Source organism: Pseudomonas sp. dw_612 (assembly GCF_018449725.1).
GTDB lineage: Bacteria > Pseudomonadota > Gammaproteobacteria > Pseudomonadales > Pseudomonadaceae > Aquipseudomonas.
This window is the reverse complement of the sequence record NZ_JAAVVC010000016.1, coordinates 122,847-138,118: the sequence shown is the minus strand read 5'-3', so window position 1 is coordinate 138,118 and position 15,272 is coordinate 122,847. Positions and strand designations below refer to the sequence as shown.

At 60.3% G+C, this 15,272-nt stretch carries 12 protein-coding genes and 2 pseudogenes; 13 read left to right on the top strand and 1 reads right to left on the bottom strand.

Annotated features, from left to right (window positions below; genetic code table 11):
- Positions 1–6: 6 nt before the first annotated feature.
- The 11 genes and pseudogenes from HB680_RS22595 (at position 7) to pgi (ending at position 11,845) form a co-directional block, all read left to right on the top strand.
- Entirely contained in the window at positions 7–183 is a 177-nt protein-coding gene (locus HB680_RS22595; protein ID WP_003176118.1) for a hypothetical protein, read from the top strand.
- Entirely contained in the window at positions 167–3,121 is a 2,955-nt protein-coding gene (locus HB680_RS22590) for a sensor histidine kinase (protein ID WP_213940703.1), read from the top strand. Before HB680_RS22595 ends, HB680_RS22590 begins: the two co-directional genes overlap by 17 nt.
- Positions 3,122–3,143: 22 nt before the next feature.
- A complete protein-coding gene (locus tag HB680_RS22585; RefSeq protein WP_213940702.1) occupies positions 3,144–4,580 on the top strand; it encodes a sigma-54 dependent transcriptional regulator in 1,437 nt (478 codons plus the stop codon).
- Between the two features lie 469 nt (positions 4,581–5,049).
- Positions 5,050–5,400, top strand: coding sequence for a hypothetical protein (locus HB680_RS22580; RefSeq protein ID WP_256735603.1), 351 nt, complete (start codon positions 5,050–5,052; stop codon positions 5,398–5,400).
- Between the two features lie 64 nt (positions 5,401–5,464).
- Entirely contained in the window at positions 5,465–6,865 is a 1,401-nt protein-coding gene (locus HB680_RS22575) for a polynucleotide adenylyltransferase PcnB (protein WP_213940701.1), read from the top strand.
- Positions 6,866–6,868: 3 nt separating this feature from the next.
- The gene (gene folK / locus HB680_RS22570) at positions 6,869–7,354 is read left to right on the top strand and encodes a 2-amino-4-hydroxy-6-hydroxymethyldihydropteridine diphosphokinase (protein WP_213940700.1); all 486 of its coding nucleotides are present in this window, start codon (positions 6,869–6,871) and stop codon (positions 7,352–7,354) included.
- Positions 7,355–7,715: 361 nt separating this feature from the next.
- Positions 7,716–8,516, top strand: coding sequence for a 3-methyl-2-oxobutanoate hydroxymethyltransferase (gene panB / locus HB680_RS22565; RefSeq protein ID WP_213940699.1), 801 nt, complete (start codon positions 7,716–7,718; stop codon positions 8,514–8,516).
- The gene (gene panC, locus HB680_RS22560) at positions 8,513–9,373 is read left to right on the top strand and encodes a pantoate--beta-alanine ligase (RefSeq protein ID WP_213940698.1); all 861 of its coding nucleotides are present in this window, start codon (positions 8,513–8,515) and stop codon (positions 9,371–9,373) included. The genes panB and panC overlap by 4 nt, the downstream gene beginning before the upstream one ends.
- A 16-nt stretch (positions 9,374–9,389) precedes the next feature.
- Positions 9,390–9,473: pseudogene (locus HB680_RS33130) on the top strand (DUF4381 domain-containing protein); the annotation flags it as partial.
- Between the two features lie 97 nt (positions 9,474–9,570).
- The gene (gene panD, locus HB680_RS22555; protein WP_213940697.1) at positions 9,571–9,951 is read left to right on the top strand and encodes an aspartate 1-decarboxylase; all 381 of its coding nucleotides are present in this window, start codon (positions 9,571–9,573) and stop codon (positions 9,949–9,951) included.
- 229 nt (positions 9,952–10,180) lie between these two features.
- Positions 10,181–11,845 carry a glucose-6-phosphate isomerase gene (gene pgi / locus HB680_RS22550; protein ID WP_213940696.1) on the top strand — a complete coding sequence of 555 codons (1,665 nt, stop codon included), beginning with the start codon at positions 10,181–10,183 and terminating at the stop codon, positions 11,843–11,845.
- Between the two features lie 145 nt (positions 11,846–11,990).
- Here pgi and HB680_RS32900 read toward each other — a convergent pair.
- A pseudogene (locus HB680_RS32900) lies at positions 11,991–12,080 on the bottom strand (DUF4381 domain-containing protein); the annotation flags it as partial.
- A gap of 80 nt (positions 12,081–12,160) precedes the next feature.
- Here HB680_RS32900 and acs point away from each other — a divergent pair.
- Positions 12,161–14,098, top strand: coding sequence for an acetate--CoA ligase (gene acs / locus HB680_RS22545; protein WP_213940695.1), 1,938 nt, complete (start codon positions 12,161–12,163; stop codon positions 14,096–14,098).
- A 148-nt stretch (positions 14,099–14,246) separates the two neighbouring features.
- The gene (locus HB680_RS22540) at positions 14,247–15,119 is read left to right on the top strand and encodes an oxygenase MpaB family protein (protein ID WP_213940694.1); all 873 of its coding nucleotides are present in this window, start codon (positions 14,247–14,249) and stop codon (positions 15,117–15,119) included.
- Positions 15,120–15,272: the final 153 nt, after the last annotated feature.

The following is a 15,272-nucleotide window of genomic DNA, read 5'->3' as shown; positions in this document are numbered from 1 at the left end:
GCCGGGATGTACATCTATCGCTTGGTCCTGCTTTTGGTAGTGGGGATTTACCTGTTCTCCCCGGCCATCATGGATTGGTGGATCGACGCCACTGGCGCCTGGTATCGCCCTTATCTGCTCTGGCTGATTCTGATCGTCGTGACCTTCATCCTGCAGAGCCAAAAAGATGCCGATGAGCTTTAGCCTCACCCAGATGCTGCTGATCAGCGCCGCCTACCTGGCTGCGTTGTTCGGCGTCGCCTGGATCAGCGAACGGGGCATGATCCCCCGGGCGATCATTCGCCACCCGCTGACCTACACCTTGTCGCTGGGGGTTTACGCCAGTGCCTGGGCGTTTTATGGCACGGTCGGCCTGGCCTATCAGTACGGCTACGGTTTTCTGTCCAGCTATTTAGGTGTCTCTGGGGCATTCCTGCTGGCGCCGGTGTTGCTGTACCCGATCCTGAAAATCACCCGCACCTATCAATTGTCGTCGCTGGCGGATCTGTTCGCTTTCCGCTTCCGCAGCACCTGGGCCGGCGCGCTGACCACGATTTTCATGCTGATCGGCGTTCTGCCGCTGCTGGCGTTGCAGATTCAGGCCGTGGCCGACTCTATCGGCATCCTGACTCGCGAACCGGTGCAGCACCGCGTGGCCCTGAGCTTCTGCGCACTGATTACCCTGTTCACGATTTTCTTCGGCTCGCGGCACATTGCGACGCGGGAGAAACACGAAGGCCTGGTGTTCGCGATTGCCTTTGAATCGGTGATCAAGCTGATCGCCATCGGCGGCGTTGGTTTGTACGCGCTGTACGGTGTGTTCGACGGCCCGCAACAGCTTGAGCTGTGGCTGCTGCAAAACCAGACCGCCCTCGCCGCCCTGCACACGCCATTGCAGGAAGGCCCGTGGCGTACGCTGCTGCTGGTATTCTTCGCCTCGGCGATCGTGATGCCGCACATGTACCACATGACGTTTACCGAAAACCTCAACCCGCGTTCGCTGGTCAGCGCGAGCTGGGGCTTGCCGCTGTTCCTGCTGCTGATGAGCCTGGCGGTGCCGCTAATTCTCTGGGCCGGGCTGAAACTCGGCGCCACAACCAATCCGGAATATTTCACCCTCGGCATCGGCATCGCCGCCAACAGCAAGGCCCTGGCGCTTTTGGCCTACGTCGGTGGTTTGTCGGCGGCCAGTGGTTTGATCATCGTCACTACCCTGGCGCTGTCCGGGATGGCACTCAACCACCTGGTGCTGCCGCTGTATCAGCCTCCGGCCGAAGGCAACATCTACCGCTGGCTGAAGTGGACCCGCCGGGCGCTGATCGTCGCGATCATCATGGCCGGTTACGGCTTTTATCTGCTGCTGGGCGCCGAGCAAGACCTGGCCAACCTCGGCATCGTCGCCTTCGTCGCCACCCTGCAATTCTTGCCGGGCGTGCTGTCGGTCCTGTATTGGCCGACCGCCAACCGTCGCGGCTTCATCGCCGGTTTGCTGGCGGGGATTCTGGTGTGGATGGTGACCATGTTGATGCCGCTGGTGGGCAATCTGCAGGGTTTCTACATTCCGCTGCTGAACATGATCTACGTGCTCGACGACACCAGTTGGCACATGGCGGCGATTGCCTCGCTGGCCGCCAACGTGCTGATGTTCACCCTGATTTCGCTGTTCACCAACGCCAGCCCGGAAGAGGCCAGCGCCGCCGAAGCCTGTGCCGTGGACAACGTGCGTCGCCCGCAACGCCGGGAATTGCACGCCGCCTCGCCCCAGGAATTCGCCACGCAACTGGCCAAACCTTTGGGCGCCAAGGCTGCACAGAAAGAAGTGGAACAGGCCCTGCGCGATCTTTATCTGCCGTTCGATGAGCGCCGGCCGTATGCGTTGCGCCGTTTGCGCGACCGCATCGAAGCCAACCTCTCCGGCCTGATGGGCCCGAGCGTCGCCCAGGACATGGTCGAAACCTTCCTGCCTTATAAGGCCGGCGGCGAAAACTATGTGACCGAAGACATCCACTTCATCGAAAGCCGCCTCGAGGATTACCACTCGCGCCTCACCGGCCTGGCCGCCGAGCTCGATGCCCTGCGCCGCTACCACCGCCAGACCTTGCAGGAACTGCCGATGGGCGTCTGCTCCCTGGCCAAGGATCAGGAGATCCTGATGTGGAACAAAGCCATGGAAGAACTGACCGGGATTGCTGCGCAGCGCGTGGTCGGTTCGCGTCTGAGCACCATTGGCGATCCGTGGAAAGAATTACTCCAAGGCTTCATCAATCTGCCGGACGAACACTTGCACAAACAGCATTTGGCCCTCGACGGCCAGACGCGCTGGCTGAACCTGCACAAAGCGGCGATCGATGAACCGCTGGCGCCGGGCAACAGTGGCCTGGTGTTGCTGGTGGAAGACTTGACCGAAACCCAGATGCTCGAAGACAAACTGGTGCACTCCGAGCGGCTGGCGAGCATTGGTCGATTGGCGGCGGGCGTGGCCCACGAAATCGGCAACCCGATCACCGGCATCGCCTGCCTGGCGCAGAACCTGCGCGAGGAACGCGAGGAAGACGCCGAGCTGACGGAAATCAGCGGGCAGATTCTGGAGCAGACCAAACGCGTGTCGCGCATCGTGCAGTCATTGATGAGTTTCGCCCATGCCGGTAGCCATCAGCACAGCGACGAGCCCGTCTGTCTGGCCGAAGTGGCCCAGGATGCCATCGGCCTGCTGGCCCTGAACCGGCGCAATTTCGAAGTACAGTTCTACAACCTGTGCGACCCCGATCACTGGGTCGAAGGCGATCCCCAACGGCTCGCCCAGGTGTTGATCAACCTGCTCTCCAACGCCCGCGACGCCTCGCCGCCGCACAGTGCGGTGCGGGTCAAAAGCGAAGCCGGCGAACACACGGTCGACCTGATCGTGGAAGACGAAGGCAGCGGAATTCCGAAGAACATCATGGATAGATTGTTCGAACCTTTCTTCACCACCAAGGATCCTGGCGAAGGCACCGGTCTGGGCCTTGCACTGGTCTATTCCATCGTTGAAGAGCATTATGGACAAATCACCATCGACAGCCCGGCTGATGTTCAAAGCCAACGCGGTACCCGTATCCGGGTGACATTACCGCGTCATGTCGAAGCGACGTCCGCTGTGAACTGAGACCGTCGAGAGTATCGAATCAATGCCGCACATTTTGATCGTCGAAGACGAAACAATTATCCGCTCCGCCTTGCGCCGCCTGCTGGAACGTAATCAGTACCAGGTCAGCGAAGCCGGATCCGTGCAGGAAGCACAAGAGCGTTTCAGCATTCCCACGTTTGACCTGATCGTCAGTGACCTGCGTCTGCCTGGCGCACCGGGCACTGAGCTGATCAAGCTGGGCCAAGGCACTCCGGTGCTGATCATGACCAGCTACGCCAGCCTGCGTTCAGCCGTCGACTCGATGAAGATGGGCGCGGTGGATTACATCGCCAAGCCTTTCGATCACGACGAAATGCTTCAGGCCGTTGCGCGGATCCTGCGCGATCGTCAGTCGTCCCCCGCTGCCGGTGAGCCAGTGGTCGGCAAAGCCGCCAATGGCGCAGCGAAACCGGGCGTCGATAACAGCAACGGCGAGATCGGCATCATTGGTTCCTGTCCGCCGATGCAGGACCTGTACAGCAAGATCCGCAAAGTCGCGCCCACCGATTCCAACGTCCTGATCCAGGGCGAGTCCGGTACTGGTAAAGAACTGGTGGCCCGCGCCCTGCACAACCTTTCCAAACGCGCCAAGGCACCGATGATTTCGGTGAACTGCGCGGCCATTCCGGAAAGCCTGATCGAGTCCGAACTGTTCGGCCACGAAAAAGGCGCGTTCACTGGCGCCAGCGCCGGGCGTGCCGGTCTGGTCGAGGCGGCGGACGGCGGCACCTTGTTCCTCGATGAAATCGGCGAACTGCCACTCGAAGCCCAGGCTCGCTTGCTGCGTGTGTTGCAGGAAGGTGAAATTCGCCGGGTTGGCTCGGTGCAGTCGCAGAAAGTCGATGTACGCCTGATTGCCGCGACTCACCGGGACCTCAAGAGCCTGGCGAAGATCGGCCAGTTCCGTGAAGACCTTTATTACCGTCTCCACGTGATTGCCCTGAAACTGCCGGCCCTGCGCGAGCGTGGTGCCGACGTCAACGAAATCGCCAATGCGTTCCTGGCGCGGCAGAGCGCGCGGGTCAACCGCACGGACCTGAAGTTTGCCCCGGATGCCGAGCAGGCGATTCGTCACTACACCTGGCCGGGTAACGTTCGCGAGCTGGAAAATGCGGTCGAACGCGCGGTGATCCTGTGCGAGAGCCCGGAAATTTCCGCCGAGCTACTGGGCATCGACATCGAGCTGAGCGATCTGGGCGATGACGATTTCATCGGCCTGCCTCCCCAGCAGGGCGGCGGCGCCGGTAACAATAGCCATGAGCCTACCGAAGACCTGTCCCTGGAAGACTACTTCCAGCACTTCGTCCTCGAGCATCAGGACCACATGACCGAAACCGAACTGGCCCGCAAACTCGGGGTCAGCCGCAAGTGCCTGTGGGAACGTCGCCAACGCCTGGGCATTCCACGGCGCAAAACCGGGGTGGCCAGCGAAAGCTGAACATCACCTGTAGGGTGTGCGGGTAACGCGTGACATTGTGGAAAAACTGTTACCTCAGACTTTTCACGTAACAGAAGCCGGGGCTTACGGTAACGAAGCCCCGGCTTTTTTTCGCCTCGGAAATCCCCTACCCACCACCTAACCCCTTGTTTTGCTGGGCCTCGTAAAAGTTGGCACGCACCCTGCTATATGCTTAGTACAAAAACAATAACAAGCAATGCACAAGACAATAAAAATAAGACGAATCGACTCACGCACAATAAAAACAAGACGGCGAGAGGCGCAGCTAACTGATTCTTTTGGAGAGGCGTTGTATTTGGGGCGTGCCCCACGACCAGGCCGAGAACAACAAAAACTGTCCTAAGACAGAGCCTGAACTGGTTGGATCGCAAGATCACTGCAACACAGCGACCAAAGCAATCCGTTTGCTCTTGGCTCCCGATTGGGAGGGTCATGAAGGAAAATCTTCATGACGAGGGCACTTAACAAAAACAAAAAGCCCGAAACCAATAATAAAAATAGAGCATGCAACTACTTCTTGGGGAGCTTCGGCTCCCCTTGTAGTTTCTGGCGTTTGAGCCACTTACGGCGTGTAGCAGCTGACGAGCACCGCGAGGCAGCGTTCGGGCGCGAAGCACCCGCAAACTGGCTGACCGCATTTATCCTGACACACCGCAATCTCTGGTTTTACGACGGCTTCGCCGCCGAACGCGGCCGCGCGCTGCTCGTCAGCTGCGACATCGGTCACATCCCGCGCCGACCAGACATACCCTTCAAGCCGTTTCGCAGCTTCCTACACCATCCCCCGACTAAATGCTAGAATCCCGGCCCATCATGCGGTCATTCTTCGTTATGGCCGAACATTCCTTCAAACAGTGCATCCCATGCTGAAGAAGTTGTTCCAGTCATTCCGTTCTCCCAAGCGTCATACGCAACACATCCGCAGCACACCTGAAGTGCTCAACAGCGGCCAACATTCGCTGCAGAAGGGGCAATTCAGCCGCTACGCGGTGAATATCGTCGAACGCCTGCAGAACGCCGGTTACCAGGCTTACCTGGTCGGCGGTTGTGTGCGTGACATGATGCTCGGCATCACGCCGAAAGATTTCGACGTCGCCACCAGTGCCACCCCAGAACAGGTACGGGCCGAATTCCGCAATGCGCGGATCATCGGCCGTCGTTTCAAACTGGTGCACATCCACTTTGGTCGCGAAATCATCGAAGTCGCGACCTTCCGCGCCAACCACCCGCAAAACGATGAAGAGGAAGACAGCAACCAGTCTTCCCGTAACGAGAGCGGGCGCATCCTGCGCGATAACGTCTACGGCACCCTGGAAGAAGACGCGCAACGTCGCGACTTCACCATCAACGCCCTGTATTACGATCCGGTCAGCGAGCGCATTCTCGACTACGCCAACGGCGTACACGACATCCGCAATCACCTGATCCGCCTGATCGGCGACCCGAAGCAACGCTACCAGGAAGACCCGGTACGGATGCTGCGGGCCGTGCGTTTCGCCGCCAAGCTGAATTTCGGTATCGAAAAACACAGCGCCGCGCCGATCCGCGACCTGGCGCCGATGCTGCGCGAGATTCCGTCGGCTCGTCTGTTCGAAGAAGTGCTCAAGCTGTTCCTCTCCGGCCACGCCGCGGACACCTTCGAGATGCTGGTCGACCTGCAGTTGTTCGATCCACTGTTCCCGGCGAGTGCCGAGGCCTTGGAATACAACCCGACGTACACCCACACGCTGATCAGTGAAGCGCTGATCAACACCGACCTGCGGATCAAGCAGAACAAACCGGTCACCCCGGCGTTCCTGTTTGCAGCGTTGCTGTGGCCAGCCCTGCCGGCCCGTGTGTTGCGTCTGCAAGAGCGCGGCATGCCGCCGATTCCGGCGATGCAGGAAGCGGCTCACGAGCTGATTGCCGAGCAATGCCAGCGCATTGCGATTCCGAAACGCTTCACCATGCCGATCCGCGAGATCTGGGACATGCAGGAGCGCCTGCCACGCCGTAGCGGCAAGCGCGCCGACCTATTGCTGGACAACCCGCGGTTCCGCGCCGGTTACGACTTCCTGCTGCTGCGCGAAAGCGCCGGCGAGCAGACCGATGGCCTGGGCGAATGGTGGACGGATTATCAGGACGCCAACGACAGCGAACGTCGCGACATGATCCGCGACCTCAGCGGCAAGGATGACGGCACCGGCGCACCGCGCAAACGTCGTCGCAGCGGTGGCGCCAAGCGCAAACGCGCCGCCGGCGCACCGAGCACCACGAGCGAATAAGCCATGGAACGCGTCTACATCGGCATGGGCAGCAATCTGGCTGACCCCGCCGAACAGTTGCGCAGCGCCGTCGAGGCGCTGTCCCGGTTGCCACAAACCGAACTGGTTGGCGTATCCGCGTTTTACCAAAGCGACTCGTTGCTGCCCGGTCAACCACGCTACACCAACGCCGTCGCCGCCCTCGACAGCCGGCTCGCGCCGCTGGACCTGCTTGATGCGCTGCAAGCCATCGAGAACGGCCAGGGTCGCGAGCGCCTGGAACGTTGGGGGCCGCGCACGCTGGATCTGGATATCGTGCTGTTCGGTGATCGCCTGATCGACGAGCCTCGCCTCAAAGTCCCGCACTACCATATGCAGGAACGCGCCTTCGTTCTGTATCCATTGGCCGAACTCGCGCCGGCGGACCTGCGGTTGGCGGACGGCCGAGCCTTGACCGACCTGCTGGCAGCGTGCCCGTTTGTCGGTCTGGAACGCCTCCCCCAAAATTGACAAAAATCCCCCTGTGGGAGCGGGCTTGCTCGCGAATGCGGTGTGTCATTCAGCATCAATGGTGACTGACACACCGCATTCGCGAGCAAGCCCGCTCCCACATTTGTTATGTGGTGCCACAAAACCTGCTGAATCGCATCAGTTACCCCGGTAACACCCCACACGTAACAATGCGGTAACACACGCAATTGACTTCCCGAGTCCTCCTCACGACTATAGGCGTCCCGCTGCCGCCAACGCGGCGCTAAAGGGCGCAATCCAGGCCTTATAAGCACGACAAAAGACCGTGCGCCTGAGTAAATGAAGAATCACGCGCGTTACTCGCAGTAGTTTCCATAGCGCCTGAACGAGGATTTTTTACATGCCAGCCATCACCCTGACCACGCTCCAGAGCCTCAAGCAGAAAGGTGAAAAAATCACCATGCTGACCTGCTATGACGCGACCTTCGCCCACGCCTGCAACGAGGCCGGTGTCGAAGTGCTGCTGGTGGGCGACTCCCTCGGCATGGTTTTGCAAGGTCACGACAGCACCCTGCCCGTTACCACCGCTGAGATGGCCTACCACGTGGCCGCCGTCAAACGCGGCAATGCCGACGCCCTGATCCTCGCCGACCTGCCCTTCATGGCCTATGCCACCACCGAACAAACCATGATCAACAGCGCCCTGCTGATGCAGGCCGGTGCGCACATGGTCAAGGTGGAAGGCGCCTTGTGGCTCGCGGACTCGATCCGCCTGCTGGCCGAACGCGGCGTGCCGGTGTGCGCGCACATGGGCCTGACCCCGCAATCGGTGAACATCCTGGGCGGTTACAAAGTCCAGGGTCGCAGCGAGAACCAGGCGCGACAGATGCGTGCCGACGCGATCGCCCTGGAACAGGCCGGTGCCGCCATGTTGCTGCTGGAGTGCGTACCGAGCGAACTGGCTGAAGAAATCACCCAAGCGGTGGGCATTCCGGTGATCGGCATCGGCGCCGGGAGCGGTACCGACGGCCAGGTATTGGTGCTGCACGACATGCTCGGCCTGTCGATTACTGGTCGCGTGCCGAAGTTCGTGAAGAACTTCATGGCCGGGCAGGTCAGCATTCAAGCGGCACTCGGCGCTTACGTCACTGAAGTCAAAGCGGCGACTTTCCCAGGTATCGAACACGGATTTTCTGCATGAACACCGTCAAAACCGTCCGCGAACTGCGGGCTGCCGTCGCCCGTGCCCGCGGCGAAGGCAAGCGTATCGCCTTCGTACCGACCATGGGCAACCTGCACAGCGGTCATATCGCATTGATTACCAAAGCCGCTCAACGGGCGGATTTCGTGGTCGCGAGCATCTTCGTCAACCCGCTGCAATTCGGCGCTGGCGAAGACCTCGACAAGTACCCGCGCACGTTGACGGCGGATCAGGAAAAACTGCTCCAGGGCGGCTGCCACCTGCTGTTCGCCCCGACCGTCGAAGAAATGTACCCCGACGGCATGGCCGGCCAGACCCGTGTCAGCGTTCCGCAATTGTCCGAAGGCCTGTGCGGCGCCAGCCGTCCGGGGCATTTCGAAGGTGTGGCGACGGTGGTCAGCAAGCTGTTCAACATGGTCCAGCCGGACATTGCGATTTTCGGTCAGAAAGACTTCCAGCAATTGGCGGTAATTCGCGCCTTGGTGCATGACCTGAACATGCCGATCCAGATCATCGGCGAACCGACCGTCCGCGCCGCCGATGGCCTCGCGCTGTCGTCGCGCAACGGCTTTCTCAGCGAAGAACAACGCGCGACGGCCCCCGTGGTCTATCGCACGTTGTCGACGATTGCCGACGCGATCAAACAGGGTGATCGCGATTACCCGGCGCTGATCGACGCGCAGATTAAACAGCTCGACGCCGCCGGTTTGCGCCCCGACTACCTGGAAATCCGCCATGCCGTGACGTTGCGTCCGGCCACCCCGGAAGATCGGGACCTGGTGATTCTGGTGGCGGCGTTCCTCGGGACGACGCGGTTGATCGACAACCTGCACCTGAACCTCGACACGCCCGCCTAAACACCGCAATACCCCTGTGGGAGCGGGCTTGCCCGCGAAAGCGGGGTGTCAGTCGACATCTCAGTTGAATGACACACCGCTTTCGCGAGCAAGTTCGCTCCCACATTGGTTTTTGTGGTGGTTTCCAGACCGTATTGCCGCCCTCAAAGCCTTCGGGCAAACTGCCCGCCGTTCGATTCCGACCTGGGAAAACACTCATGCACGCCATCATGCTCAAGGCCAAGCTGCACCGCGCCGAAGTCACCCACGCAGTACTCGACTACGAAGGTTCTTGCGCCATCGACGGCGAATGGCTGGACTTGTCCGGCATCCGTGAATACGAACAGATCCAGATCTATAACGTCGATAACGGCGAGCGCTTCACCACTTACGCGATTCGCGGTGAAGAAGGTTCGCGCATGATCTCGGTCAATGGTGCAGCGGCGCACAAGGCCAAGGTCGGTGACCGGGTGATCATTTGCGCTTATGCCCACTACAGCGACGCCGAGCTGCTGAATTTCAAGCCGCGCATGCTCTACATGGCGCCGGGCAATGAGTTGAGCCACACCAGCAATGCCATTCCGGTTCAGGTCGCCTGACAGCTCGCCCCTTCCGTTTGTCGGGGCGTTTGCCGTTTAGATGTTAAAAAAGTACAGAAAACGAGTCATACAAAGCCGAGACAGATGCACACGCGAGGTTTACTGTTACCGCCCTGCGCTATTTAATCGTGTCCACGCAGATTGACCGGAAGTAACCCACCCCGTGGTCGGGACATTCCGGGATCTTCAGTGTCTTAAAGGCAGTTCAAGTAAAAGGAAAATCGCAGCGATGGCGTACTACCGCACTCCTCACGACGTTACCGCTCTGCCCGCCTGGCAAGCGTTGAAAGACCACCGCCAAGCCATGCAGGATTTCAGCATGCGCGAAGCGTTCAATGCCGACCCGCAGCGCTTTACTCAATTCACCCTCAGCAGCTGCGGTCTGTTCCTCGACTATTCGAAGAACCTGATCAACGCCGAGACCCGCAATCTGCTGGTGGGCCTGGCCAACGAAGTCGACCTCAAGGGCGCGATCCAAGCGCTGTTCGACGGCGAAATCGTCAACTCCTCCGAAGGCCGCCCGGCACTCCATACCGCATTGCGCCGCCCGGTGGGCGACAAGTTGTCGGTCAACGGCGTCAACGTGATGCCGGAAGTGCACAAAGTGCTGAACCAGATCACCGACCTCGTGGGCCGTATCCACGATGGTCTGTGGCGCGGTTACACCGAGAAGCCGATCACCGACGTGGTGAACATCGGCATCGGTGGTTCGTTCCTCGGCCCCGAGCTGGTGTCCGAAGCGCTGTTGTCCTACGCCCAGAAAGGCGTGCGCTGCCATTACCTGGCTAACATCGACGGCAGTGAGTTCCACGAACTGACCATGAAGCTGCGCGCCGAGACCACGCTGTTCATCGTCTCGTCGAAATCCTTCAACACCCTCGAAACCCTGAAGAATGCCCAGGCCGCACGCGCCTGGTACCTTGCCCAGGGCGGTTCGGAAGCCGAGCTGTATCGGCACTTCATCGCGGTATCGAGCAACAACGCCGCAGCCGTGGCCTTCGGCATTCGCGAAGAGAACATCTTCCCGATGTGGGACTGGGTCGGCGGGCGTTACTCGCTGTGGTCGGCTATCGGTTTGCCGATTGCCCTGGCCATCGGCATGTCGAACTTCAAGGAACTGCTGTCCGGTGCCTACACCATGGACCAGCATTTCCAGAGCGCGCCATTCGAACAGAACATGCCGGTGTTGCTGGCGTTGCTCGGCGTCTGGTACGGCAACTTCTGGGGCGCGCAAAGCCACGCGATCCTGCCGTACGACCACTACCTGCGCAACATCACCAAGCACTTGCAACAGCTGGACATGGAATCCAATGGCAAGAGCGTGCGCCAGGATGGCACGCCCGTGTCCACCGATACCGGCCCGGTGATCTGGGGCGGCGTAGGCTGCAACGGTCAGCACGCGTACCACCAGTTGCTGCACCAGGGCACCCAACTGATTCCGGCCGACTTCATCGTGCCGATCGTCAGCTTCAACCCGGTGTCCGACCACCACCAGTGGCTGTACGCCAACTGCTTGTCGCAAAGCCAGGCACTGATGCTCGGCAAGACCCGCGCCGAGGCCGAAACCGAGCTGCGTGACAAGGGCATCAGCGAAGAAGAGGTGCAGAAACTGGCACCGCACAAGGTCATCCCGGGCAACCGTCCGAGCAACACGCTGGTGGTCGAGCGCATCAGCCCACGCCGTCTCGGCGCATTGGTGGCGTTGTACGAGCACAAAGTCTTCGTGCAAAGCGTGGTCTGGGGCATCAACGCCTTCGACCAGTGGGGCGTGGAGCTGGGTAAAGAACTGGGCAAAGGCGTCTACAACCGTCTGGTCGGCAGTGAAGAAACCCCGGCTGACGATGCTTCGACCCAAGGCCTGATCAACTACTTCCGCGGCCGTCACCGCGGCTAACGCCCTCATCCTGTAGGAGCAAGGCTTGCCCGCGATTGCGGTTTGTCATTCAGCAATGATGTTGACTGACCTGACGCTATCGCGAGCAAGCTTTGCTCCTACAGAGGCCGTCACCGCGGTTGATCTGACGCAGATCTGCTCTACCCTGTGGGAGCGGGCTTGCTCGCGAAGGCGGTGTGTCATTCAGCTTAGATGTTGACTGACACACCGCCTTCGCGAGCAAGCCCGCTCCCACATTGGTTTTGCGTCTGACTTGAACCCTTTCTTCTCTCGGCGCATCTTAATCTTGTCGCAAAACAAGAATAAGGAACCGTCATGTTCGATATCAGCACGTTCCCCAAAGCCGATGCCGTACGCCGGGCAGCCAACCTGAGTCAGGACGACTACCAGCGTCTATACCGACAGTCCATCGAACACCCCAGCACCTTCTGGGCCGAACAGGCCACGCGCTTCCTCGACTGGAGCACACCGTGGCAAACCGTCCAGCGCTATAACCTGAAAACCGGCGAAGCCAGTTGGTTTGCCGGGGGCAAGCTGAACGTCAGTTACAACTGCATCGACCGTCACCTGGAAAAACGCGGCGATCAGATCGCAATCATTTGGGAAGGCGACGACCCCGCTGAATCCGCCCAGATCACCTACAAAAAACTGCATCACAACGTCTGTCGCCTGGCCAACGTGCTGAAAAGCCGTGGCGTGAAGAAAGGCGATCGGGTGTGCATCTACATGCCGATGATTCCCGAAGCCGCCTACGCCATGCTCGCCTGCACGCGGATTGGCGCGGTGCATTCGGTGGTATTTGGCGGGTTTTCCCCGGACTCGGTACGCGACCGCATTCTCGACGCCGACTGCCACACCGTGATCACCGCCGATGAAGGCGTGCGCGGGGGCAAATTCGTGCCGCTCAAGGAGAAGGTCGACAAGGCGCTGCAAAGTTGCCCGAAGGTCAGCACGGTGATCGTGGTCGAGCGCACCCAGGGCGAAGTGAACTGGGTCGAAGGCCGGGATATCTGGTATCACCAGGCCCTGCGCGACGTCAGCGACGATTGCCCGCCAGAGCCGATGGACGCCGAAGACCCGCTGTTCATCCTCTACACCTCCGGCAGCACCGGCAAACCCAAAGGCGTGCTGCACACCACCGGCGGCTATTTGCTGCAAGCAGCGATGACCTTCAAGTACGTGCTCGACTACCGCGACGACGAAGTGTTCTGGTGCACCGCCGACGTCGGCTGGGTCACCGGCCACAGCTACATCGTCTACGGCCCGCTGGCCAACGGTGCGACCACGCTGATCTTCGAAGGCGTGCCGAGTTACCCGACCAGTTCGCGCTTCTGGCAAGTCATCGATAAACACCACGTCAACATCTTCTACACCGCGCCAACCGCCCTGCGCTCGCTGATGCGTGAAGGCCCCGAGCCGTTGAAGGAAACGTCGCGCGCGAGCCTCAGATTACTCGGCAGCGTCGGTGAGCCGATCAACCCGGAAGCGTGGGATTGGTACTTCAACGTCGTGGGCGAGCAGCGCTGCCCGATTGTCGATACTTGGTGGCAGACCGAAACCGGCGGCATCATGCTCAGCCCATTGGTCAGCGCGCAGCGCATCAAACCGGGCTGCGCCACGCAACCGATGTTCGGCGTGCAACCGGTGCTGCTCGATGAGGTGGGCAAGGAAATCAAAGGTGCCGGCAGTGGCGTGCTCGCGATTAAATCAAGCTGGCCGGCGCAGATCCGCAGCGTCTATGGCGACCCGCAACGGATGGTCGAAACCTACTTCAAGCCCTACCCCGGCTACTATTTCACCGGCGACGGTGCCCGGCGCGACGAGGACGGCGACTATTGGATCACCGGGCGTATCGATGATGTGATCAACGTCTCCGGGCACCGCATCGGTACCGCCGAAGTGGAAAGCGCCCTGGTGCTGCACGACAGCATCGCCGAAGCCGCGGTGGTCGGTTATCCCCACGACGTCAAGGGCCAGGGCATCTACGCCTTTGTCACGCCCATGAATGGCACCGAACCCAACGACGAACTGAAGAAAGAACTGCTGGCCCACGTCAGCAAGGAAATCGGCAGCTTCGCCAAGCCGGACCTGATTCAATGGGCGCCGGCCTTGCCGAAAACCCGTTCGGGCAAGATCATGCGGCGGATTCTGCGCAAGATCGCCTGCAATGAACTGGACAGCCTGGGCGACACGTCGACCCTGGCCGATCCGAGTGTGGTGCAGGAGTTGGTCGATAAACGCCTGAATCAATAACACTCGTACTGGAACGTCTCGCGTAGGAGCTGCCGAAGGCTGCGATCTTTCGATCTTGTTTTTTTAAGTCCAGATCAAAAGATCGCAGCCTTCGGCAGCTCCTACAGTGGCATTCCAGGTCTGCCTCTTTTTCCGCCATTGAGCCGCCATGGAATTCATCCGTAACCGCATCGAAACCCAGCTCATGAGCTTGACCGGTCTGTCCCTGGGCAACCTCGACCTGGAGAACCCCAAGGGCGATCCCGGCCTGTTCGGCCCTGATTCGGTGAGCTGGCAAGTGCATGGCGACTTCAGCAGCATGCTGATCGGCGGCATCAGTGCGTTGATGCTGCAAGCCTTGCATCCATTGGCGCTGGCCGGGGTCTGGGATCATTCGAATTTTCGCGAAGACATGATCGGCCGCTTGCGCCGCACCAGTCAGTTCATCTCCGGCACGACCTTCGGTTCGCGCAAGGACGCCGACTGGCTGATCGAGAAAGTGCGCACCATTCACTTGCAGGTGGTCGGCACTGCGCCGGATGGTCGGTCTTATGCGGCCAGCGATCCGGACTTGCTGACCTGGGTGCATGTGGCCGAGGTCAGCAACTTCCTCGCCGCGCATCTGCGTTATCGCAATCCGCACTTGTCCGGCGCGGATCAGGACCGCTACTACACGGAAATCGCGGTGATCGCCGAGCGCCTGGGCGCCCGTGACGTTCCCCATAGCCGCCAGGAAATGACCGAATACCTTGAGCGAATTCGTCCGCAACTCTTGTGCGACGCACGCAGTCGCGAGGTATTGCGTTTGCTGTTGAACGCGCCCGCCCCCAGTCGCATGGCCAAGCCGTTTGGCGGCTTGATGATGCAGGCCGGAATCGACCTGCTGCCGGATTGGGCCAGTGACATGCTCGGCGTCAATCAGAACCCGCTGCAACGCCAATTGATCCGCGCCAGCGTCAAGCGCAGTGCGCCAATGCTGCGCTGGGCGATGCGCAATGGCTCGGTGCAGCGGGCCAAGCGGCGGATGGGGTTGCTGACCTGACAAAAGCCCAAAAGCATCGCGAGCAAGCTCGCTCCCACAGGGATCTTTGCTGATCGCACATTTTGTGTACGCCACAAAACCAATGTGGGAGCGGGCTTGCTCGCGAAGGGAGCACCGCGGTCTCACGCCAAGCTGTTAAACTCCCGCGCCAAA

Bases quoted from the DNA above. Each gene is read 5' to 3' on its own strand.
- panC (WP_213940698.1), top strand. From the start codon at position 8,513: ATGAACACCGTCAAAACCGTCCGCGAACTGCGGGCTGCCGTCGCCCGT.
- HB680_RS22580 (WP_256735603.1), top strand. From the start codon at position 5,050: ATGACGAGGGCACTTAACAAAAACAAAAAGCCCGAAACCAATAATAAA.
- HB680_RS22575 (WP_213940701.1), top strand. From the start codon at position 5,465: ATGCTGAAGAAGTTGTTCCAGTCATTCCGTTCTCCCAAGCGTCATACG.
- HB680_RS22540 (WP_213940694.1), top strand. From the start codon at position 14,247: ATGGAATTCATCCGTAACCGCATCGAAACCCAGCTCATGAGCTTGACC.
- HB680_RS22585 (WP_213940702.1), top strand. From the start codon at position 3,144: ATGCCGCACATTTTGATCGTCGAAGACGAAACAATTATCCGCTCCGCC.
- pgi (WP_213940696.1), top strand. From the start codon at position 10,181: ATGGCGTACTACCGCACTCCTCACGACGTTACCGCTCTGCCCGCCTGG.
- panB (WP_213940699.1), top strand. From the start codon at position 7,716: ATGCCAGCCATCACCCTGACCACGCTCCAGAGCCTCAAGCAGAAAGGT.
- panD (WP_213940697.1), top strand. From the start codon at position 9,571: ATGCACGCCATCATGCTCAAGGCCAAGCTGCACCGCGCCGAAGTCACC.
- HB680_RS22590 (WP_213940703.1), top strand. From the start codon at position 167: ATGCCGATGAGCTTTAGCCTCACCCAGATGCTGCTGATCAGCGCCGCC.
- HB680_RS22595 (WP_003176118.1), top strand. From the start codon at position 7: ATGTACATCTATCGCTTGGTCCTGCTTTTGGTAGTGGGGATTTACCTG.
- acs (WP_213940695.1), top strand. From the start codon at position 12,161: ATGTTCGATATCAGCACGTTCCCCAAAGCCGATGCCGTACGCCGGGCA.
- folK (WP_213940700.1), top strand. From the start codon at position 6,869: ATGGAACGCGTCTACATCGGCATGGGCAGCAATCTGGCTGACCCCGCC.